This is a genomic window from Bacillus sp. B1-b2 (assembly GCF_009183415.1).
GTDB lineage: Bacteria > Bacillota > Bacilli > Bacillales > Cytobacillaceae > Niallia.
The window spans coordinates 14,343-37,548 of record NZ_WEHU01000029.1 but is presented as its reverse complement, the minus strand read 5'-3'; the positions used below and the strand labels follow the sequence as shown (position 1 = coordinate 37,548).

At 35.7% G+C, this 23,206-nt stretch carries 19 protein-coding genes and 1 pseudogene; 17 read left to right on the top strand and 3 right to left on the bottom strand.

Features of this window, described 5'->3' with window-relative positions:
* Positions 1 to 209: 209 nt before the first annotated feature.
* A complete protein-coding gene (locus F9279_RS20540; protein WP_065180902.1) occupies positions 210 to 1,343 on the top strand; it encodes a zinc-dependent alcohol dehydrogenase in 1,134 nt (377 codons plus the stop codon).
* 243 nt (positions 1,344 to 1,586) lie between these two features.
* Here the strand turns inward: F9279_RS20540 and F9279_RS20535 are convergent, their stop codons facing one another.
* From F9279_RS20535 to F9279_RS20525, 3 genes are all read right to left on the bottom strand, one after another.
* Entirely contained in the window at positions 1,587 to 2,567 is a 981-nt protein-coding gene (locus tag F9279_RS20535) for an SDR family oxidoreductase (protein WP_048687630.1), read from the bottom strand.
* Positions 2,568 to 2,847: 280 nt separating this feature from the next.
* Positions 2,848 to 3,114, bottom strand: coding sequence for a hypothetical protein (locus tag F9279_RS20530; protein ID WP_226793780.1), 267 nt, complete (start codon positions 3,112 to 3,114; stop codon positions 2,848 to 2,850).
* Between the two features lie 167 nt (positions 3,115 to 3,281).
* The gene (locus F9279_RS20525) at positions 3,282 to 3,959 is read right to left on the bottom strand and encodes a transposase (protein WP_226793776.1); all 678 of its coding nucleotides are present in this window, start codon (positions 3,957 to 3,959) and stop codon (positions 3,282 to 3,284) included.
* An 832-nt stretch (positions 3,960 to 4,791) separates the two neighbouring features.
* Between F9279_RS20525 and F9279_RS25360 the strand changes: the two genes are divergently transcribed.
* The 16 genes and pseudogenes from F9279_RS25360 to F9279_RS20445 all read left to right on the top strand — a co-directional run bounded on the left by F9279_RS25360 (position 4,792) and on the right by F9279_RS20445 (position 22,727).
* Positions 4,792 to 4,965 carry a hypothetical protein gene (locus F9279_RS25360; RefSeq protein ID WP_193224653.1) on the top strand — a complete coding sequence of 58 codons (174 nt, stop codon included), beginning with the start codon at positions 4,792 to 4,794 and terminating at the stop codon, positions 4,963 to 4,965.
* Between the two features lie 69 nt (positions 4,966 to 5,034).
* The gene (gene ltrA / locus F9279_RS20520; protein ID WP_152116071.1) at positions 5,035 to 6,279 is read left to right on the top strand and encodes a group II intron reverse transcriptase/maturase; all 1,245 of its coding nucleotides are present in this window, start codon (positions 5,035 to 5,037) and stop codon (positions 6,277 to 6,279) included.
* A 13-nt stretch (positions 6,280 to 6,292) separates the two neighbouring features.
* A complete protein-coding gene (gene tnpA / locus F9279_RS20515) occupies positions 6,293 to 6,784 on the top strand; it encodes an IS200/IS605 family transposase (protein WP_371474081.1) in 492 nt (163 codons plus the stop codon).
* Between the two features lie 200 nt (positions 6,785 to 6,984).
* Positions 6,985 to 7,179, top strand: a complete 195-nt coding sequence (locus F9279_RS20510) for a DUF4145 domain-containing protein (protein ID WP_193224652.1) — start codon at positions 6,985 to 6,987, stop codon at positions 7,177 to 7,179.
* Between the two features lie 699 nt (positions 7,180 to 7,878).
* Positions 7,879 to 8,202, top strand: a complete 324-nt coding sequence (locus tag F9279_RS20505) for a hypothetical protein (RefSeq protein ID WP_152116068.1) — start codon at positions 7,879 to 7,881, stop codon at positions 8,200 to 8,202.
* Positions 8,203 to 8,538: 336 nt separating this feature from the next.
* A complete protein-coding gene (locus F9279_RS20500) occupies positions 8,539 to 9,477 on the top strand; it encodes a hypothetical protein (RefSeq protein ID WP_193224651.1) in 939 nt (312 codons plus the stop codon).
* Positions 9,478 to 10,225: 748 nt separating this feature from the next.
* Complete coding sequence (gene ltrA, locus F9279_RS20495; protein ID WP_152116067.1) at positions 10,226 to 12,091, top strand: group II intron reverse transcriptase/maturase; 1,866 nt, start codon at positions 10,226 to 10,228, stop codon at positions 12,089 to 12,091.
* A 277-nt stretch (positions 12,092 to 12,368) separates the two neighbouring features.
* The gene (locus tag F9279_RS20485; protein WP_226793773.1) at positions 12,369 to 13,247 is read left to right on the top strand and encodes a hypothetical protein; all 879 of its coding nucleotides are present in this window, start codon (positions 12,369 to 12,371) and stop codon (positions 13,245 to 13,247) included.
* Positions 13,248 to 13,847: 600 nt separating this feature from the next.
* Positions 13,848 to 15,680, top strand: a pseudogene (locus tag F9279_RS20480) (reverse transcriptase domain-containing protein).
* Positions 15,681 to 15,846: 166 nt separating this feature from the next.
* On the top strand, positions 15,847 to 16,617 hold the full coding sequence (locus F9279_RS20475; RefSeq protein WP_226793770.1) for a hypothetical protein: 771 nt from the start codon (positions 15,847 to 15,849) through the stop codon (positions 16,615 to 16,617).
* Between the two features lie 573 nt (positions 16,618 to 17,190).
* On the top strand, positions 17,191 to 19,005 hold the full coding sequence (gene ltrA, locus F9279_RS20470) for a group II intron reverse transcriptase/maturase (RefSeq protein WP_144545618.1): 1,815 nt from the start codon (positions 17,191 to 17,193) through the stop codon (positions 19,003 to 19,005).
* A 229-nt stretch (positions 19,006 to 19,234) separates the two neighbouring features.
* Complete coding sequence (locus tag F9279_RS20465; protein WP_047944134.1) at positions 19,235 to 19,834, top strand: hypothetical protein; 600 nt, start codon at positions 19,235 to 19,237, stop codon at positions 19,832 to 19,834.
* A 10-nt stretch (positions 19,835 to 19,844) separates the two neighbouring features.
* Entirely contained in the window at positions 19,845 to 20,573 is a 729-nt protein-coding gene (locus tag F9279_RS20460) for a hypothetical protein (RefSeq protein WP_047944133.1), read from the top strand.
* Positions 20,574 to 20,858: 285 nt separating this feature from the next.
* On the top strand, positions 20,859 to 21,509 hold the full coding sequence (locus F9279_RS20455; protein ID WP_152116066.1) for a hypothetical protein: 651 nt from the start codon (positions 20,859 to 20,861) through the stop codon (positions 21,507 to 21,509).
* Positions 21,497 to 22,177: a hypothetical protein gene (locus F9279_RS20450; RefSeq protein WP_047944131.1), complete on the top strand. Its 681-nt coding sequence runs from the start codon at positions 21,497 to 21,499 to the stop codon at positions 22,175 to 22,177. Before F9279_RS20455 ends, F9279_RS20450 begins: the two co-directional genes overlap by 13 nt.
* Entirely contained in the window at positions 22,170 to 22,727 is a 558-nt protein-coding gene (locus F9279_RS20445; RefSeq protein WP_047944130.1) for a hypothetical protein, read from the top strand. The genes F9279_RS20450 and F9279_RS20445 overlap by 8 nt, the downstream gene beginning before the upstream one ends.
* Positions 22,728 to 23,206 lie beyond the last annotated feature (479 nt).

Genomic DNA, 23,206 nt, shown 5'->3' with positions numbered 1-23,206 from the left:
TCTAGTTCAACTCGAATTGATTTTTTAGTTACTTCTTTTTGACCAATGATAAAATAAAGGCTGAACTGTACCCTATTGATAAGAAAATAGACGGATCGGTTTCTTACATAAAACAATTACGCTAAGAGAGACTAAGTATATTATTTACTTTCTTTGTTAACCATAGTTAAGAGTGTTAACAGTATTAGAAATAGGAGGGCCATGCATTTATGAAGGCTGTAACTTATCAAGGACCAAATCATGTACAGGTTAATCAAGTAGAGGATGCAAAATTAGAAAAAAAAGACGATATTATAGTTAAGATTACTTCTACTGCTATTTGCGGATCTGATTTGCATTTATATCAAGGTAACATGCCATTACCCCCTGGATATATTATTGGCCACGAACCAATGGGTATTGTGGAAGAAGTTGGACCTGAAGTTACAAAAGTAAAAAAGGGAGACCGTGTTGTCGTTCCCTTTAATGTTTCATGTGGACATTGCTTTTATTGCCAACATGAAATGGAAAGCCAATGCGATAACTCAAACCCTCATTATGATTCTGGCGGATACTTTGGTTATACTGAGAAGTTCGGTAACCATCCAGGTGGTCAAGCTGAATATTTAAAAGTCCCTTTTGGAAACTTCACTCCCTTTGTTATCCCGGAGTCATGCGAATTGGAGGATGAGTCACTGCTCTTTTTATCGGATGTTCTGCCAACAGCTTATTGGAGTGTAAAAAATGCAGGTGTAAAATCAGGCGATACAGTTATTGTTCTTGGATGCGGACCTGTTGGGTTGATGGTACAAAAATTTGCCTGGATGGAAGGTGCAAAGCGTGTAATAGCAGTTGATTACTTGGATTACCGAATCAATCATGCAAAAAAGATGAACAATGTTGAGGTATTTGAGTTCACAAAATACCCTGATATGGGGGAACATTTAAAAGAAATCACACATGGTGGGGCAGATGTCGTCATCGATTGTGTAGGTATGGATGGAAAGAAATCACCCCTAGAGTTTCTGGAACAAAAATTCAAACTGCAGGGCGGAACCCTTGGACCTATTCAAATTTCTACTAAAGCTGTCCGAAAGTATGGGACAGTGCAAATGACTGGTGTTTACGGAGGTAACTATAATCTATTTCCATTAGGTGCATTTTGGATTAGAAATATTAATCTTAGAATGGGACAGGCTCCAGTCATTCATTTTATGCCAGAATTGTTTAAAAAAATAACAAATAACGAATTTGACCCAAGAGATATTATCACACACAAAATGTCCCTTGAAGAAGCAAGTCATGGTTATCGAATTTTTAATAATCGTGAGGATGAATGTATAAAAGTCGTTTTAAAACCGTAATACTCTTCTCTTTCCAAAAAGACTTCATAAATTGTATAGAAGTCTTTTTGTCTGTTATTATTTAGATTATTGGATAATTCAGCTCGTAACTTGGGTAGCAATAATATGGTGGTCTCATTCCTATTTTTGGCATGGGCCAGGAATCCTCCATATAGACCATCTTTACTTTTTCATTTGAATGGTTTACTAGCAATAGCTTTACTTCTGGATTAAATTCATATCTCAAAATGGTAACCCCTTCCATTAGGAATGTGTGGATTCTCCCCCATCAACATGAAGAACTTGACCAGTAACAAAACGAGAATCATCAGAAGCAAGATAGACAAAGGTTGGTGCGAGTTCAAATGGATGGGCAACTCGTTCCATTGGATTAAATGCTCCATATACAGCGACTTGGTCTGACGAGAAACTTGCTGAAATAAGTGGGGTCCAAATTCGGCCGGGGGCGACGGCATTGACTCGGATCCCTTGTTTCACGACATTTTTAGCCAAGGCACGTGTCCAACCAACTATTGCGCCTTTTGTGGCCGTATAATCAATCATTTGCTGCTCACCTACATACGTCACCACTGAAGAAGTGCCAATGATTGAGCTGCCTGGTTTTAAATGAGGAAGCGCTGCTCTTGTTGTGTAAAAATGAGAGTATATATTAACTTTGAAAGTGTCATCGAATTGCTCATCTGTAATGTCAAGCAGACTTAGTTGTTGGAATTGGATACCAACGTGGTTACAAAGAATATCAAGACGTCCAAACGTATTTACTGTTTGTTCTACAATGGAGATACACTGTTGTTTGTCTCGCAAGTCCCCAGGCATTAGAAAACAACGTTGTCCGAGTTGTTCAATCCTCGTTTTTGTTCTATTTGCATCCTCGTGTTCATCTAAATATGAAATAGCAACATCTGCTCCTTCTTTAGCAAACGCAATTGCTACTGCTGCACCAATACCACTGTCACCCCCTGTAATAAGTGCTACTTTTCCTGTTAACTTTCCACTCCCTTTATAGTTCGGGTTTTCGATAATTGGAAGGGGTACCATGAATTTTTCCACTCCGGGATGGCGCAGCTGGCGCTGTTCAGGTAAACTTATCGGAATTTCTTCGTAACGTGTAATTTTCCCATAGTTAGGGTACATGGGATAAGGTTGAGTTTTCATGTTCGCTTTAAACATTTGTTGCATTTGCTTTATTTGGTCTAATTGACGACTTTGATCCTTTTGATCCATGGAAACCTCCTATAGAAATAATTTTCTTCTATAGAATGTTTATGTTGTTCACTACAAATATAGTAAAAAAAGTGTGAAAAAAGTTGTTACTTTCAACACAGAAGCGTATTCTTCCTCAAAAGAGACACCTTTTTTCTTTATTGAACTGACCTTTAGGACTAGGAGCTTTACTCAACATTCTACCCCTCTAACGGATCAACTTATTGTTACTTAACAGTTTTTTAATCCCGGCTACCTCAAGAATAGTACCTAAAAAAATAGGTCAACTAGAAAAAACCGGCTAACCACATAATACGATTTGGCCCTTGCTGAATAACAACAAATACGTTTTGTTGTTCCACAAATTCTTTTTTTTATTGTTTTTGAACTCTCTAACTGATTCTAGCAAACTTTCTGACTCTCTTTCTCCAAGCTCTTCAAGAAAATCGGTGAATTCTCCTTCTCCGTTTTTATCACTAAAATCATCCATTAAGTCATTAAACTCCCATTCTATGATTTCTAACTCTTGCGATGTACAGGTTTCTAAAAAATCCATCGTGGCATACATATCATCACGAAGATTGGTGTAAATTTCCCATGAGTCCTAGTCCCACCATCTTTAATCCCATCGGTTCATCATCCATTGAATCTTTTCAACATCTACATTCGATTTACTCCTCTTCATTATATTAAGGATATACTTATTTCTCTTGCTACAGGCACATCGAATGGAAGTTACGGAGGTTTACGATTGAGATCAATACGATATTTCCCAAATCGGTTAACATGTGCCGTCACATAAGGGCTCAAATAAGGAATCAATTCTTCATCATATCCATTTCCATCTTGCATGTAGTCTTGGAGGATACGAGATAAAGTGAAGACGTTGTAAAAAATGAGACAGTTAGCAACAAGGTGATTATATTTAATCATTTTTCGTTGCTTTTCCCGGTCATTTTCAGCGATGATACCTTCACCACCGAAGAACAGCCACTTTGTAAACCCATTAAATGCTTCACTTTTGTTGGTAGCTGACTGAATGGTAGCTCTAAGTACCTCGTCAGCAGCCATATATTTTAACAAGAACATGGTCCTGATCACTCGCCCTAGTTCCCGGAAGGCTTGAAATAATTTATTCTTTTTTGTGTATGTCCCTAATTTATTTAGAATGGTAGAAGGGGTGATCTTCCCGGCTTGAATGGACATGGCCACCCTTAACATGTCTGGATAGTGTGTTTCAATCTCATCTGTAAAAAGGTCATCAATATGATCGTAAACCTCGTCTTTACTTGGACGGAACAATTTTAACTTCTTCCAATTACGAATTCTAGGCATCAGTTGAATACCTAATAAAGCAGACAGTCCAAAAACGGTTGTACTCTGACCTTGCAAGAAATAAAAAGGGTTGCCCAAGAGGACGCTAAAACCGACCTTTTGGGCAACCCTTTTTTTCTATATCTGTATTATGATTTTTCTGTTATTTTATTTCTTACTTTTCCCTGTCTTATCACAGGCTGATATTGTAATAGATGACTTAATTGAATGAAAAACAATATTACCTAAAATGGAAAATGCGTATTTAACTAACAAGTAAATAGCTTCGATTGACAGCTTATTTTTCAAATAAGATTTAAGACATGACTTCAACAAACGGGTCGATTGTTGAAGATCATAGGCAGAAAATGATCAAACTTTCTTATAAAAAATGTATACTAATTCACAGGGGAACAATCCATTTTAATCAATCTTTTTTTAAAATGGATTGTTTTTATTTTACTCTTTTTAAACCACAGGCTCTGCCTGTGTGAAAATAAAACTTGTAGAGTCGTATTAGAAAAAAACTCCAATCGTTATAATAGAAGATGGCCGTCAAACCAACTTCAAATAACGAGAGGAGTTCTGCTCATGTCGAGCGACAATAGTTTATCACATAGTGTGTCCTGAATGCTAGAGGATGCTGAAAGAATTATAGTAACCCAAAAGCAATGCTTTCTAAGAGATGGAAGTAGGTCTTCCGCAATCGACATACAGGTGTAGATTGCAAAACACCCATAGGTGCTGTAGTCAAAAGCTATGGTATTGAGCGTATGAGGAAAAGGCAGTAAAGAAACTGTCAGTTGGGTGCCACAAAGCTGAACGAGAGTGAAGAACTGATGAAGCATCGTTAAGACTTACAAGTATAGTCAAAACCAGAGTATTGTGTGGACGCTGGGATAAATCTATCGGAAACCTGTTTACTGGATAGATGGCTGTCGGTGTTGAGGTTACAGGAGTGTGGCATAGGCTCTTGGGAGGAACAGGAGAATCTTGTATTGCTATGTTAAACGGAAAAATACAAGCTTACAAATATGCGAGTATGAAAGTAGGGATGAGCAGTACAGGTGCGGAAGAATTCGTAGTAGTGGGGAAGCTGATGTAATGTCAGTGGAGCGAAGGGGTTCTGTCATTAAACTTCTTGAATATTACAACCAAAAAATGGGAGGATTTTATGAAAGAGGGGAAATCATTTCGGATTTCACAGAATGAAATACTGAATGCCTATAAGGCAGTCAAGGCAAACAAAGGCGCAGGTGGGGTAGATGGCATAGAAATAGATGAGTTTGATAAAGATTGGAAAAACAACCTTTATAAGCTCTGGAATAGAATGTCATCGGGAAGCTATTTTCCTAAGCCGGTGCGTGGAGTGGAAATACCAAAGAAGAATGGGAAAATGAGACTGTTAGGAATACCAACGATCGAAGATCGTGTGGCACAGATGGTTCTGAGAAATCGGATAGAGCCATTAGTGGAACCAATATTCTATGAAGATTCCTATGGTTATCGTCCAAGAAAATCTGCATTGGACGCAGTGGGACAAGCGAGAAAACGATGTTTTCGTATGAAATGGGTTGTAGAGTTTGACATCGTAGGACTCTTTGACAATATAGAACATGAACGATTGATGAGATTGATAGCGTATCATGTGAAAGATAATTGGATTATTTTATATATTAAAAGATGCCTAAATACATCCATTCAAATGCCAAACGGAGAGATTTTTGAAAGAAAATCGGGAACCCCTCAAGGCGGAGTAATCAGTCCAGTTCTTGCGAACCTATTTATGCATTATATGTTTGATGATTGGATGGTAAGAAATTTTCCAAATTGTCCATGGGAGAGATATGCAGATGATGGACTGATACATTGTGTTAGCAGAAAACAAGCGGAGTATGTACTTGACAGATTGATAGAACAGATGGGTTATGCTGGTTTGGAAATACATCCTGAGAAAAGCAAAATCGTTTTCTGTCAAAGAGATAATAGGCAGTTGGAATCAGATAATCATTCATTTATCTTTTTGGGATATTGCTTTAGGCAGAGAATGGTTAAGAGCCAAAAGGGGATATACTTTATGGGGTTTACACCTGCGGTCAGTAAAGAAGCTGGGAAAAACTTTAGAGAGAAAATCCGAAATGTAATAAAGGAAATGAATACAACTGATATAGTGCTGCTGTCACAAAAACTAAATCCCATCATTCGTGGATGGATGAATTACTTTATGAAATACACTCCAAGTGAAGCATTTAGACAAGGTATAAATTATGTGAATCTAACATTGACAAGATGGTTAGTAAGAACAAGGAAAAAGGTTAGACGAAGCTATATAAAATCACAACATCTTTTGTATCGTATAGCAATGTCAAATCCGGAAAGATTCTACCATTGGAAAGTGGGCTATATGCCAGTGAGATGACAAGAGCCGTATGATGGGAGACTATCACGTACGGTTCTGTGAGAGATTTGGGGTGAAACTCCCCTTATCTACTCGACCAAGATGGAATTGTAAGTATCATATCGTATTTATTCCCAAATACAGAAGGAAAGTAGTATATGGGAAATTAAGAAAAGATATAGGTGCTATATTGAGAAAACTATGTGAAATGAAAGATGTAGAAATAATGGAAGCACATGCCATGCCAGATCATATACACATGCTGGTAAAAATACCACCGAAAATGTCTGTTTCGTATTTCATGGGATATTTAAAAGGTAAAAGTTCATTGATGATCCATGATAGACATGCAAATTTAAAATATAATCATGGAAATCGAACGTTTTGGGCGAAAGGATATTACGTAAGTACGGTTGGATTAAACGAAAAAACAATTGCAAAGTATATACGAGAGCAAGAAGCAGAGGACCGTTTGCGAGATAATATGAGCAAACGAGAATACGTCGATCCATTTAAAGATAAGTAGGGAGAGTAAACGGTTGGCGGTCAATTTAGAGGTCCCTTTAGGGGCTTCGTTGGTAAAGTGCCCTTATAGGGCGAAATTAAAACCGCCGGTTCTACCGGCGGATACTTACTTTGTCCATAAATATGGTTTTGTAAGGTGTTTTTGATCAAACTTTATTCTAAAGCTACACTATCTAAAATGTATGTGGAATGGGGATTCGTATGCTTGTAGAGGCAATATGCAAGGAAAAAGGGATTACTCAAACTCAAGTAATGAAAAGTGGAGAACCAAAGATGAAGAATTTAAACCTTTTTGAAAAAATAAATACTCTTAAGGAAAAAAATATTATTGATGAGGCTCAAAAACAGGTTCTGCCCCAGATTAGAGACATGGGGAATCATACTAAAAACACATGAAGTAAGAATATTAAAACAAGCTCTTCATGTTGTTGAGTTTGTACTCTATAACATATATGTGCTACCGAATATTACCATTATCACCAAGCCGAAGCGATGTAAATATTTCTTAATTCAAAACTATAAATAATGTTAAAGTTATCCACTAAAATTTCCGCATTATCAAAATTGTAATGGGGGTTGTAGTTTTTTCAAAGCGTTTTATAAATTTCACAACACCCCATGTAAAATTTACAAAGCGGAAATATAATATGGGTTGTAAAAATTACAAGGCGTAATTATCTAACAATTTTCGCTTTGTAAAATTTTCAACCCCTATTGTGAAATTTTCAAGGTATTTATAGGTTGAGAAATTTACAAGGGGTGGTTGTAATTTTTGCAAGCAAATAAATACTAAGTTAATAAAAACAAATCTTTTAAAAAGATATATTATATAAGGGAAAACCAATTTTGTTATCTACTTGTCTTAAAAGAAAAGTAGGGATATAATACCACTATACAAATGTTTCGTACTTTTATTTTTTATTTGCAATCCCTTAAGGGATTAGCAGTCTTAATATAACGTTAACAGCCTTTGTGGTTGATGAAAATAAATAGCTTATAAGCTATTTATCTACATTAAATCACAAAGGCTTTTTTGCGTTATTTTAATGAAGCACTTGTATAGATGAATTCATAACAGAAAGGATTGAGAGAGGTATGACGACGAAAAAGCAATCTAAAAAGAGAAAATTAAAAGAGGGTACCAAGAATTCTAGGACCACCAAGGAACTAGTAAAACAAATCGAAAAGAAAGTAGAACAGGATGGATATTGCATTTTAAAGCAGATTCATCATGGGAATGAAACTTACCATAAAATTTGGTGGTGGATGGAAATAGAATTAATGATTGGAGAATATGACGTAGCAGCTAACAAGGTTAAAGAAATAAAAGATATCAATATCGAAAATCGACAGAATCTACTAGATATAGTAGCAGGATTAGAAGGAAGCGTATCCCTTGTGCCGCTTGTTAAAGATTAAACCAATCAGGAAGCACAATGTAATGGGAAATGAGATTATAACCACACACAAAGGTGAAAATATGAACATAGAAACTGTTCAGTTCTCGTATTTCAAATACAAAGATAGATATATAGAATATTGCGGTTATCAATATAACCAATATTGGTTTTTGATTCATAATTCAAAAAGATCCGAAGTAGTGTCTATATCTAATGAGCTTTGTCCATCTTTTGATACAGCAATGTCTTATATATCTAATATGTATATTGATAAAAAAATGAAATAATAAAAGGGAGGTGCCCTACCTAATTAGATAGAGGCATCGATGCTTTCTATTCTTATTAGGTAGAAAGCATGAAGGAAACTAAAACGATAAGTATAACAGAAGAGTTAATAGAAACACCAAAAATGATTGAAGTATATCTTGATGATGCATGGCAGACTGCTTTTTGCTATGGATTAGCCTATGAAAAACCAAAGCAAAATTGGCAAAGAGCAAAACTGCTTTTAACTATTATTGCTGGTAATGATTCTACTGTACAAGCTATGAAGGCTGCTATTGATATAGGATCAAGTGGTTTGTCTTTCGGAAACGGAGAGAAAGGCTTAACAGATTATACTTATACAAAAGAATTGGAACTCTATACAGAAAAAGGGAAATACGAAAAATTTCCAATGACTATTATTAATAATAGAAAAGCAATTGTTGTTGTTCATGATGAATTAATGGGAAATGATGATTATATTTTATCTTTTACTGGGGATCCAGCAGAAGACTTACGTACAGTTTTAGGCGGAGGCAAATTTGGACTACATATCTTACCCGAATGGAAAGATATTATTTTTCATGAATTTTTAAATATAGGAATTTTACAATCTGTAGATATTTACTTTGATTCTAAATTATTTCCAAAAGGATTTTCCTTATTTAAGTTACAAGCTACAGAAGAAGAGGTTGATAATTTAATCTCTAAAATGATTAAAGAGAAAAAGTTAAGATTCCGCAAAGAGGGTACTGGAACTGAAGTAGAAATGGTATCAGATTTGACAGAGTATATGCAACAAAATGTTGAGGGAATGATTAATAAAGTTAGCAGAGAGGTATCACCAATTCATAATCCTTTAGTGGATCATATTAGTCCTAAAATTAGTACTTATAAACGTGAATTGTTTCCAGTTCAAGCTCATGTAAGTACTGCTGTAGCGAAAAAACTTGCTAAGAGTAAGGCTGTAATCATCCAAGGCGAAATGTCGACAGGTAGTGCGGCACGTTCCGCTATAAGTGTAGCTTAAACACGAAAAGCGGGGGCCGAATCTTTATAAGATTGGTTACAACTCTTTAAACGATTTACAGGGTGAAATTTCCCTGTCATGGCTAATATTCCAAGTCAAGTCATGTCTATGAGACTCCTACATGCGTCTATCATTCCAATGTGATAGAGGTCTGAAGCTAGGTGAAGTCGTCCTTGAAGCGAACTCGTTGAACGTGGATATAGGGCGGTAGGCTTTAAAAACATTCTATGATGAGCGAAATCGAACCCTCGTATGTACGCTCCGTTACTCATTCCCCAACCTAATAACGAGATATATGGTTGGGATTTGCGTGAAGGTATTTCTCTTTTGCCAGTAGAGAAATTGCTTATATAGGTCTTTCCAGTGCCTATATAAGATTCATGAGAGTTAGGAATAGTCTACTCATGAACAAGTAGCGCCGGAGTATAGAGGGCATCTAAGGAATGTAAAAGAAGGGCTGGTTTAAAGGGAACGTGCGAGAGCCAATAAGTGGAGGTATTGGAACTTATGAAACTTATTGGAAGTCAGCGACACCATAGTACCAATAATGAATAGCCGTTTGTATCTTGCTATAAGTTGCTTCTGCAACGAAATGTAAGAGAGGGTAGAAACTATTCTAGGGAAGGGTGTTAGTCGAGAAGTATTGCACTAATTGAGGAAAATGTTCAAACGAACCATGTGAGAGTAAAAGAGTTAATTCATTTCGGATAGTCCATTTTCTCTAATCAAGGGGGCGATCCACATAGAAATGAAGGATAATAAACAATTTCCACAAAACGAAAAAGAGCTAAAACTAGCACTTGATAGTATGTACCGATTAGCCAAAGAAAGCAATAAACCTTTCTATAACCTTATTGAACTTATGAAGAACGAGCAGACTATACTGACCGCCATTCATAATATCAAGGGTAATAAAGGAAGCAAAACTGCTGGTATTGATGGTAAGACTATTGATTACTATCTTCAAATGGACAGAGATAAGTTGATGTCCCTAATTCGTAGGAATATCAATAATTATCAACCTAGTCCAGTAAGAAGAAAGTACATTCCCAAATCAGATGGTAAGCAACGTCCCTTGGGTATTCCTAACATGATAGACCGCATCATACAAGAAATAGCCAAAATTGTCATTGAACCCATAGCAGAAGCTAAGTTTTACCATTACAGCTTTGGTTTCAGACCAATGCGTTCAGCTGAACAAGCCATTGCTGAAACACTAGAACGTATTAGGAGAAGCAAAACCTATTGGGTAATAGAGGGCGATATTAAAGGATATTTCGATAATATCAATCATAATAAGTTGATTGAAATAATGTGGACATTAGGAATCCGAGACAAAAGAGTGCTTATGATGATTAAGAAGATGATAAAAGCAGGAATTATGGAAGAAGGTAACTTCAGAGACAGCGTTAGTGGTTCACCACAAGGCGGTATCATCTCACCTCTTCTGGCTAACATTTATCTTAATTACTTTGATTGGGAGATTGCTAGAATGTTCCAAGAGCATCCAGCTAGGTATAAGGTCAAAGACGTTTCTCGAAATGGGTTACAACGTGTTCGTCAAAGACACGAAGATACATTTCTAATCAGATACGCAGACGACTGGGTTATACTCTGTAAAAGTGAGGAAAATGCCAAAAGGATTCTCAAAAAAGTGGAGAAATATTTTAACCACCAATTGAAACTGGAGCTATCCAAGGAAAAGACCTTAATTACTGATGTGAGAACTAATAGGGTCAATTTCTTAGGATTCTGGATTTTTGCAGAAGAACATCGGCTTAGAAAAGGCAGCATACAAGGAAAAGCTATTCCTAATATGGATAAAGCCAAATTGAAAATAAAGGAAATTAATAAAGATATTAAAACCCTTTATGACCATCGCGGTACTAAATCCAAACAGGTTGCCATAATCGAGAGTATCAACTCAAAGATTGTCGGTATAGCAAATTATTATAAAATCGCCAACGTATCTACTATATTTCAAGGGTTTGATAAACGTATTCATTATGCCCAATGGAGAACATGGTTGTTTATGAACAATCGTCGAGGACGATATCATCAACTAACTACTCCAGCGGACACCCTTATAAATAGAAGAGATAGACATAAAGAGCAAAAAAGCAAGGTGTTCTTCGTTGAAGAGCATGGAGCCAAAGTAAGAATAACCAAATTTGCATTTACTCCTAAACGTAATGCAATGAAAGTGAATCTCTTAATGTCTCCCTACACAGAAGAAGGTAGAAATATTTATAAACGGACAACTGGCAAACGTGAGGCACTAGAAAGACCGAATTTCTTCCAAGAGGATATTCCTTTCTATCAACTCAATAACCGTTATCCGATATATAATTTCGAATTCTATCTAAATAGAGAGTACGCATTTAACAGAGATAGGGGGAAATGTAACTGCTGTAAGGTTTCACTATATGAATGGAATCTTAATACACATCACAAAAACCCTAAACTACCGCTCAATAAAGTCAATAAGGTGATAAATCTAGTTTCCTTATGCAAAACATGCCACAAGCTGGTTCACAATGAAAATCCTGTTACCCATACCAAAGGTGGAAAGAAAATAGAGCAACTTAGAAAGTTGCTTAAAGAGGCTAAATAAGTACGGCTTTCGAGGATTAATTAACTCTTATTCGTATTTGAACAAATTAGTGTGATGTCAGTTATAGTCGCAATGCTATAACAGGCTTTATGGAGAACTGAGACAACAGTTTAAAATATGGCTTCCCGATGGAACGCCGTATGCGGTGAAAATCGCACGTACGGTGTGAGGCGGGGGAAAAGATGGAGATTACTTCAAATTCTTACCTATCGCACCCGAAATGGGTAGTGGCTACCTCAATCCTTACGGATTGGGATGCCACACATAAAGTACCATTATGACTGCTGTGGCTGATGTACTATCGGATATGAAAAATAAAGAAGGATATCATAGTGTTTTAATGTGCCCACCTTCTTTAACTAAAAAGTGGCCAGAAGAGATTAAAGAAATAATTCCTCATGCTGAAGTGAGAGTAATTGAAAGAACGAGTCAATTAATTACTTATCATCGTGATTGGTTAATGAGTGGAAGAAAGAAACCAAAAAAACCAGTTTTTTTCGTTATATCTTTTACGACCATGAGAGGAGATTCATCTATCGTTCCGGCTGTTCAATTTAGTCAGAAAAAAACTAGTAAACAGCAAAGTGAAGATAGATTACCTTATCGATATGGTTATTATTGTCCTTCTTGTGGAAAGGCTCACCAGGTAATTGAAGATATAAAAATGATTCCTGATACGGATGAACCTTCTAAAGAAATAGAAGTGCGTTCTACAAGAACCATGGATAAAGACGAATTCGGAACTGGAAGAAGGCTCCAAAATACACAAAAGCCCGCAAATGCCTTTTGTTCAGAATGTGGAGAAAGCTTATGGACCAAGAAGGTAGCAACTCGTTATTCATCAATAAAAGAATGGTATGTATATGAAAAGAAATTGATTCATGCCATTAAAGAGGGAAATAAGAACTTATTAGAGCATATTCAAAGTAACCAAAAAGAGGTACCAAAAAAGCAGGGTCAACCACGAAGAGTTGCTAGTATTGAATACATTCGAAGAAAAATGAAAAATTTTTTTGATATTGCAATTGTGGATGAGATTCATGAACTGAAAGCATCGACAAGTGCTCAAGGAAATGCACTTGGAAGTATTGCAGCTGCAGCTAAGAAAGTGGTTGGAGGAACGGGAACATTATTTGGTGGAAAAGTGCGCCCATAAGGGCATTTAGTAATTCGACTTTAGGCAAGTCGTAGGAGTGTAGAGGCATCGATTGTCTCCTATCATCTACTAATTTACTCGTGAGGGAAACCAATAACGGGGAACACAGCATATTAGGTGAAAAGCCATAAGTCACCAAGTTGTCATGGTGCAACTGAATGGCAAGATGAAACCGAAACAGACGAGGATGAATGCTAAACTGCGTGAACGATAGCCAAAGGAGTCCTAGCGAAGACATAGACGGAAGACTTCTATTAACGTCTATTGACCAAATATTATCTAATAGCCTTGCCGTTAGATAATTACTGCTTTATAAATAGCTTTTCCGTTTATAAAGTTATGCCTCAGTGGTCTTCCAACCATAGTAAATGGTAAATGGCGAAAGTCGCATCCGACACTGGTTCAAGCCTATGTTACTAAATGTACTAAATGGGGATTGCCTAAGTTGGAATGCCTGTAAAGGCTATGGCACTTTAGGTGTCTGAATATCCAATATGGCAACAGAGAGTCCGTAGTAGTCAGAGCTAGGGAAAGCCTAGTACATGGCGAAGGGACCAAGTTATCTAGTCCAGAACAAAATCAGGAAGGTGTGGAGACACTTTGAGAATCCCAAAAGTAGTTATGGACAACCTAGTTGAAATGTCCAAGAGAGATGAGAATTACGTTTTCGAGCGTATATATCGAAATCTATATAATGAAGAGTTCTTCCTAGAAGCTTATGCAAAGTTAGCCAAAAAGGAAGGTAATATGACAGAGGGAACGGACGGAAAAACCATTGATGGTATGAGCATCGACCGAATCCGTAAAATTATTGAACAGTTAAAAGACGAAAGTTATCAACCAAGACCTTCAAGAAGAGAATACATCCCAAAGAAGCCAACAGGTCAAAGACCTCTAGGAATTCCTTCAATGGATGATAAGTTAGTTCAAGAAGTAGCACGTAGAATCTTAGAAGGGTTATACGAGCCTATCTTCCGTGATTCTTCACATGGTTTTAGACCTAAACTTAGTTGCCAAACTGCTGTAGACAAAATACAAAAAACATTCACTGGAGTTAAGTGGTTTGTTGAAGGAGACATCAAAGGATTCTTTGACAACATTGACCATCACACTTTAATCAATCTTCTTAGGAAAAGGATAAAAGATGAAAAGTTCATCCGACTTATCTGGAAATTCCTCAAAGCAGGATACCTAGAGGATTGGGTTTACCACAAGACTTTCAGCGGCACACCTCAAGGTGGCGTTATCAGTCCATTATTAGCAAATATCTATCTACATGAATTGGATAAGTATATGGAACAATATGCTGAAGAATTCAATAAAGGTAAGAAGCGAAAACGGACACATGAATACAGAGCGTTAGAATGGCAACTAACGAAAATGAAGAAATCAGATGAAGAATGGGCTTTAATGTCCACTTCCGAGAAAAAGGAACACACCAGAGTTTACAAGGCACTCATTAAGAAACGTAATGAGATGAATGTGACTGACCCGTTTGATCCTGACTTCCGAAGAATCAATTATGTTCGTTATGCTGATGATTTTCTTGTCGGTGTAATTGGTAGCAAGGGAGATGCATTAAAAATCAAACAGGATATTAAAGCATTCTTAGCTAATAAGCTAAAACTTGAACTATCTGTAGAGAAGACCCTTATCACTCATGCTCATAAGGAGAAAGCTAGATTTCTAGGTTTTGATATTGTAACAAGTTACAGTACACAACCAACAAGAAATAAAGATGGCAAACTCCAAAGGCAAAATAACGGTAAGGTTAAACTTTATGTCCCGAAGGAAAAATGGGTAAATAAACTTCTTGATAGGAACATTCTAAGAATAAACGATAACGATTGGAAAATGATTCATAGACCTGAACTTATCAATAATGACGACCTTGAAATTATTAGCATCTATGATGCTGAATTACGAGGATTCTACGAATATTACAAAATAGCAAATAACGTGAGTGTGCTTAATAAAATGGCATACATCATGGAATACAGTATGTATAAAACGTTTGCTAGTAAATATAAAATTTCGGTTAGAAAAGTCATAGATAAATTCAGTGTTAATGGAGTATTTACTGTTCAATATGAAACGAAAAAAGGAATGAAGTCTAAAACTTTAATCAGCTAGTTTACAAGAGCAGAAAAAGTAAATAAAGATTTCAAAGTGGATAATCTACCTAATGGTTGGATGTACAGTGGTATCACAAGCCTAATTGACAGAATGAAAGCTCGCGTATGTGAATACTGCGGAGCGATAGATGTCGATTTAGAGATGCATCATGTCCGGAAATTAAAAGACCTCAAAAAGAAGAAAAATCTTCAAAAGTGGGAAATGATTATGATTGCTCGTAACCGAAGACAATTAGCTTTATGTGCTAGAGGACAAGGAAACGACTGTCATATGAAATTACACAAAGGACAATTGTAATTAAACTAGGTGGATAATAGTGAGCCGTATGCTTGGAGACTTGCAAGTACGGTTCTGGGGGAGAGTTGGTGGAAACCTACCATAGTAATATGGCAAGGCACCGCCTTCTTATCTCGTTGCGGAAGATATTTATTATACCTTATGGAGGCTGTTTCCTTCTTTGATGGTGGAAAATGGTTATAAATATTCTGAAGTTAGAAAATGGAACGAAGAATATGGGGTAATTGAAACTACCACTTATAATCAAGATTCCAATGCTGAATATACAAACAAGCAATCAAGAGGTGGGACAAAAAGAAACGAGAAAATACTACCAGGTATTTCACCGTTTGTTTTTTCAAAATTTCTTGTGCAAAATACAGTACTTGTTAGATTAGTTGATGTTTGGCCAGATCCAGTTGAATTCGTGAATGTGCCAACTATACTAGTGAAACCAGATGAAGATCTTCAACAAAATTATCTGAGAATGGTCAACACTTTTGAAAGATCCATTGAGGAGTTAGAAGATGGGTTTAAATTATATATGCCGTTAACTCAGACTGGAATTTCATACCCAGATAATCCATTTACTTATCCGGCATTTTATATGAAAGGTGAACTTATTTGGAAGCCAGAACCATTTGAACAAGAAAGAATTCTTAGTAAAGAGAAGAAGTTACAGGAAATAATTAAGGGCGAGATATCTGAAGGAAGAAAATCTATTGTTTATGTTCGAGATACCGGGTCAAGCGTTGAAGGTAGGGATGTTAGACCACGATTAAAGCATATTTTAGAAATGATTGGTGCTAAGGTCTGTATCCTGGATACTTCTTCAACAAGTACAAATAGACGAAGTGAATGGTTAGAAAAAAAGATAAAAAAAGAAAATTATGATGTTTGTATTGTATCTCAAGAATTAGTGAAAGTAGGATTAGACCGTGCGACAAGAAGTTGCTAAATAATAGTGTTTCCATAAGAAACCGTCTTAGTCATTGAGGACGTTCCCGCCCGAAACTGCTTTTCGAGTAATCGAATTGTTGGGTTGCATGAGGGTTAAATGCTTAATGGAGGAATTTACACAGAATTCCAAAAGAGCTAGGGAAAGTTAGGAAGGTATAAGCGTAAGCTGAACCTTTGTAGTCTTCGTTACCGACAACAAGCGTACTGTGATTGAACAAGCTTGTAGATGTGGATAGGAAAAGTTCTACGGTCGAGGAACTGCGAAATGACCCATAGATCCACCGGAGTAAAGAAGGATGCCTAACCTAACGTATCTATTATTAGTGAAACTTGGTAAGCCCTATACATTCCTCTCATCTAAGGTAGGGTGACCGTAAGGAAACCACAATATGTAGAGGGTAAAGGAACGTGGAGAAAGCGAATGTCGACATAACGAAAGTTAAGGTGAAAACTCATTTGTATAAGCCGTCGAATAGGGCAATACCCAAATCGAAAGATTGCAGACTTCCACGTGGTCATCAACACGAATAGAAAGCGAAAAGAATAATCCTTAAAGAGAGGGAGATATGTTATGAAAACCAACGAGTACGTTGCGTCGGCTGTTTCCCCACTGGTGGATAACTGGCACTCAATTAATTGGATGAAAGTTAATCGCTATGTAAGGAAACTTCAACAACGAATCTATCGTGCCGAACAACTTAAACAAACGAGAAAAGTAAGGAAATTACAAAGACTTCTACTTAGAAGTAAAGCGAATTTACTGTTAAGTATTAAGCGCGTAACGCAAGAAAATAGAGGCAAAAAGACAGCTGGTATAGACGGATATATTTCTAACACTCCGCAAGAGCGAGTTGAATTATACAACAAACTTAAAATGTACAGTATAAGAAATATTAAGGTTAAACCGGCTAGAAGAACATATATCCCTAAAAAGAATGGAAAGAAACGTCCGTTAGGCATTCCTGTAATTGTTGATAGAGTGTACCAAAACGTATTTAAAACTGCTCTAGAACCACAGTGGGAAGCAAAATTTGAAATGACATCGTATGGATTCAGACCTAAACGTGGCGCACATGACGCTATGAGCGATTTATTCGTGAAATTAAGCAGAGGAAGCGCTAAGGGGTGGATTTTCGAAGGTGATTTTGAAGGCTGCTTTGACAACTTAAACCACGACCTTATTATGGAAAGAATTAAAAACTTCCCAAATAACAAAATCGTTAGAGAATGGTTGGAAAGTGGATACGTTGACAATGCTACATTCCATAAAACAGACAAGGGAACACCACAAGGCGGAATCATCTCACCACTGTTAGCGAACATAGCATTACATGGGATGGAAGAAGAAATTGGAGTAAGATATATCCACTCTAAAAGACAGGGAGATACATTGTATACCTCGTCAGTTGGCGTTGTTAGATATGCAGATGATTTCGTTATCGTCTGCCCTACGAAAGAACAAGCCGTTGGGATGTACGAAAAATTACAACCATATCTAGACAAACGTGGATTGAAGTTAGCAAAGGAGAAAACAAGAGTTGTTCATATTAGTGAAGGATTCGATTTCCTCGGATTTAACTTCAAACAATACCCAACTAAGGATGGAAATAAATTATTCATTAAACCATCACTTGAAAGTGTCAAAAATGCTAAACAGAAAATCAAGGAAGTATTCGACTGGGGAAAAGGCAGAGAAACAGCATATCTAATTGAAAAACTGAATCGTGTATTACAAGGGATTGCAAACTATTGGTCACCAACAGTAGCCAAAGTAATTTTCAGAGACATTGATACTTATGTTAATGAAAAAGTCGTAATTTACCTTAAACACAGACATCATAGAACTTCATTTAGAAAACTGATGAAAATGTACTTTAAACCAGACAATACAGGCGTAAGCAAAGACAAGTGGCTCCTAACGTGTCCAAAAGATAATACGAAACAGCTTATTCGCATGAGTTGGACTAAGATTGAAAGACACGTAAAGATCAAACAATATAATAGTCCATTTGACGCATCGCTTAAAGCTTACTTTGATAAACGTGACGAGAAAATATTCAATAGGGAAAATACTAATGCTAAAAGGAAACTTGCGAAAAAGAGCAGATACAAATGCAGAATTTGTGGTGAATCCTTACAAGGAATAGAACCAATTGAAAGCAATCATATAGTGCCTGTAGTAATTGGCGGAGTTGATAGTTATGATAACCTCGAACTACTACACAAATCATGTCATAAAACACACCATGTATTGTTAGAGAATTATGGCGAAGGTAAGAAATTACCAAAAGTCGTAAACTACCTAGAAAGCAATGGTATCAAAGACGTGAATAGTAAAAAGGCTATTAATCTTATGAAAAGAGCATTCAAGAAGTTCCGTTATTAAGTTGAGAGGATGATAGATGGCTTGAGCCGTATGTGCTGAAAGGTACAAGTACGGTTCTTAGGGGGGAAAGAGGTGGTAACATCTCCGACCTACCCGACTATTATGTACTCCAACATTGATATTTTATCAATTTAGTTGGTCTTTATTTACAATTAATCAAGCTGCACGAAGAGCGTGGAGAATAAAACAAACTGAGGAGTGTAGACTGTATTATTTAGCGTATAAAAATATGTACCAAGAACAAATGGCAACATTGATAGCCATGAAGAATAAAGCTGCTGGTGCTATTAACGGTGATGTTTCAAGTGATGGATTGAATGCTATGTTAGGGGATACTGGCGATTTACAATCCATGTTAATACAGTCGATAAAGAAAGGAAATGTGCTTCAAGGAAGTACGGAAGAATGGGTTGCAGAAGCGTCTGATAGAGCTAGAGAAATTCTTTCTAATATTGGAAAACCAAAGAATTTCTCATTAAAATCAAACAAAGAATATTTCGAAGAATGGGCTAATAAGTACATTAAAACTGACAGTTCAAGAAATGTTCTTATAAGAAAATCTAAAACTATCGCTAGCAATATAGAGAAAGGTAAAATTCCTGGTTTTCATTTTAACGAAATGATATTGGAAGTAGATTTATATGCTGCTTTTGGAAGTGATTCAGCTCTTGATGGTGAAATAGTAGACTATTTAACTCGAAGTGAGAGGGAGTCTAAAACAAATAATGATAGTTCACAAATTTCCTTGTTTGATTTAGTGGAGGAAAAACCAGAAAAGAAAAATAAACGTAGAGTAGTCAGTGGTCAGCTGGCATTCGAATTATTTTAGGAGGATAAAAATGCATACTATTACGATAAATTTAGATTGGTTTGTATATATGTATTTTCTAATAGAATATTTTTTCCATGCAGTCTGTATGGATTTAAAGATGAAACAGTATTATTTAGAGAATGGATTAATTCCAACAGAGACAGAATCTAAATCGAAAGATGAAATTATTTATTTAGAAGAAACTCAAAATCTAAATATACAGGAAGATGATTGGGAAGAAGTTATGCGCCCAACTAATATTTATCATATTACTCCGACTGTTTCAGAATTAGATGATAGAACAATAGAATACTTATCGAATTTGACTAAAGAAATTAATTTTGAGGAACTATGTGACGAGCAAAGTGGACCTCTTGAAGAGGAACTTAACCTTACAGATTTAAATACCACAACTTCTCGAGAATGTAGAAATAAACAAGTAAATTCAGAAATAGAGGATCAAGTGGATGATATACCCACTACAAAAATAGCTGATAATTTACAAGGGAAGCAGCGTTGGCTTGTATCTGTTCTAGGTATGGAAGAGGAATATATTCATGTTTCAGATGGTAAAAGAGCGTGGATAAATATTGGCGAAAGTGTGTATCGAATAAATAGAAAGGATTCCTTGTCTTTAGAAATTGAAAGAGAAGGAAAAAATATAAGAGTTTTAAAGATAGAAATTTTAGAACATGCTGTTTCATCAGATTATATTATCCCGGATGAAAAAATCGAATATGAGGCAGCTGCAATTTAAGGGTTATTTGCTATTCGGAGGAAGTGAATTTAGTTCACCTCCTTCACTAAATGAACAAATTAGGATTTGTTCATTTAGTGAAGGGGGAATCCTCTCGGGTACAAATCCACCAGTCAAGGTCTATTTAACTAGTTTTTGGTGAATTTTTCATGAAAATTAGTAAAAATATCCCTGTAATCGACAAGCTTCGACAGTTTTACTATATATATTAATACTATACTAATGTACATCAATGATAAAAAAAATGAAAGAAATTATAAAAAGCCATCTAAAGGGGGCAGTGGAATGAGATCTGAAATCAACACAGCTGGTTTAGAATCTATATTGTCTGTGATTGAGGATGACAATCGTTATATTCAAAAACTAAATTTAGATTATAGGATAAAAGATAATAAATTCTATATTGGTTGTTTATATGGAGATACATTTAATATGTCACTCAAGAAAAATTACTTAGAGGTGCTATCTCAAGAAGTAATTAGTATGTACGAGAGATGCTTATTGCCTTTAAGCACTCTTAAAGTTCATGATTTTACAGTAAATTTAGAAATTAATGATAGAGGTGAATTTATACGGGAAGAGCAATATATAGAGATTATTATCCCTGTAGAAGCAGTTGATAAATTATCAACTTTATCCCAATTATATAGCAAATTGAAAAAGCTCATCCCTCTTTTTCCCATAATTAATTCGATAGAGGTTCAAGGAGAAAGAAAACAGTTAAATCAAATTCGAATTTACCTTAACCCTAAGGAAAAATCCTATTTAATAAATGAAAATAAAACGGATGTTTTAGGACAATGGATAGCAAGTTTTGATAATTTTATAGACAATCTTCCAGAAACACCGTTCTATACAAAAATTAAAGTCCAAAATGGAATGATAAAACCAATACAATTTAAAAATGAAAAGGAGAAATGGAAATGGTTCGTATAGGAGAAAAAAGTATAAATGAGATTATGGTAACAATTAAGGAAAAACAATTAAACTTATCGAGATTAGAATTTAAAACGAGAGATAAGTTTGTTTTAATAGGGCCAATTGGTACAGAGAAAATAAAGCAAGAAGATGACTATTATGAAAATGTAAAAGAAAATCTTATATTTGCTAATTATAGCTGGCTTTCACCATTATGCGATGATTTAAATTGTCCATTTCAAGGACATTTAGAAGTCTTACCTTCAGGAGAAATGAACCATCATAATATTGATTTAACAATCAGTATCCCACTATCTGGAAGCCTAGAAAAGGCAAAAATAATGAGTACATTATATGAGCAATTTAAGGTGTTAGAAAAATATCGGAATTTCATCCAATTTTTTGATGTAAGTGGTTTTAAATACATGACAAATCTCATCCATGTAAGTTTAAAAATTCCTGGTAATAAAATTACGCCTCTTTTAAAAGAGGCAAAAACAAAACCTGTGAATAAACAAATTATTTCTCAGTGGTTAGCTACAGTAGAAAATATCATGGATCAGAATGCCAATAATTTCAGTTATTCACATAAGGTTTATGCTGTTGATGGTAGAATGCAATCCACTACTTTTGAGTCCAAATTCACTTTTAAAGTTCATCAACGAAGAGGGATCTTTAATGATTAGAAGCCAAGTCAAAACGATTATGTCATTAATAATAATCACAATTTTATTGATTCCTACAAAAGCAATGGCAAATCCCTTTAGTGATGCTCCATCTATGGATGATATGATTACAAATTGGGGAAATTCCATAAATGATTCTGCACCGATAGTTTCTAGTTTATTCTCATCTCTTTTTACGATAATGTTCCTGGTTGGAGTTGTTAGGCTAGGGTATTCAATTGTTACAAAAACTGGGCAAGTTATGAAAGGGGCTACCGGTGTACTAATTTGGGCTCCAATTTCTTTCTTTATAATTCGTATTTTTTTAATTGTATTATTTACAATAAACACAACAAATGTTACACTGTTTGCAACTGATGTAATAAACTTATTACAGTTATCTGGTTTTTATACAGTAGTGGGAATGACATTAGTTGGATTAGTTATGTTTCTATTCTATAAACTTTTGAAACACCCTGAATTTGGTAGATGGAGTAAGAGACTATGGGCATCTGCGGGGTTTCTATTGATTATTAGCTTTATAATCCCATATGCATTTGGTGCAGCATAAATAAAGAAGGTGATATCTTGTTGTCTTTAGTAGTAGATAATACAAAAAATGCGAAAGAAATATCTTATACATGCCGGAATTCTTGTGATCTTTATGATGTTTTAACAGAATCCTGTTCAATTAAGAATAAGGTAGATGTAGATAATCCGTTCGTTGTTTCAAAATGTAGTAGTGTAAACGAGCACAATATTTCAGATACTCTTTTCCACATTAATCCGGGAGGAAATCTGAAATAATGTGCTATTTTTTTCACTTTATTTCGGAATGTGCAAAATCTTGTTCAAATTATTCCGTCTTAAATTCAGGAAAAGAAAACCCCTAAAAAGGGGCATCAACTGGCATATAATCCTGTTTTTTTATTCGAATTTTGTACACCTCGTAAGTGTGGAGTACAAACCTTACTTCGTGTTCCAGAGTTACGAACCAATCAAAATCTTTCTCCAAGTATGCATGGAGATACCTGTTTTGGACCCGTATCT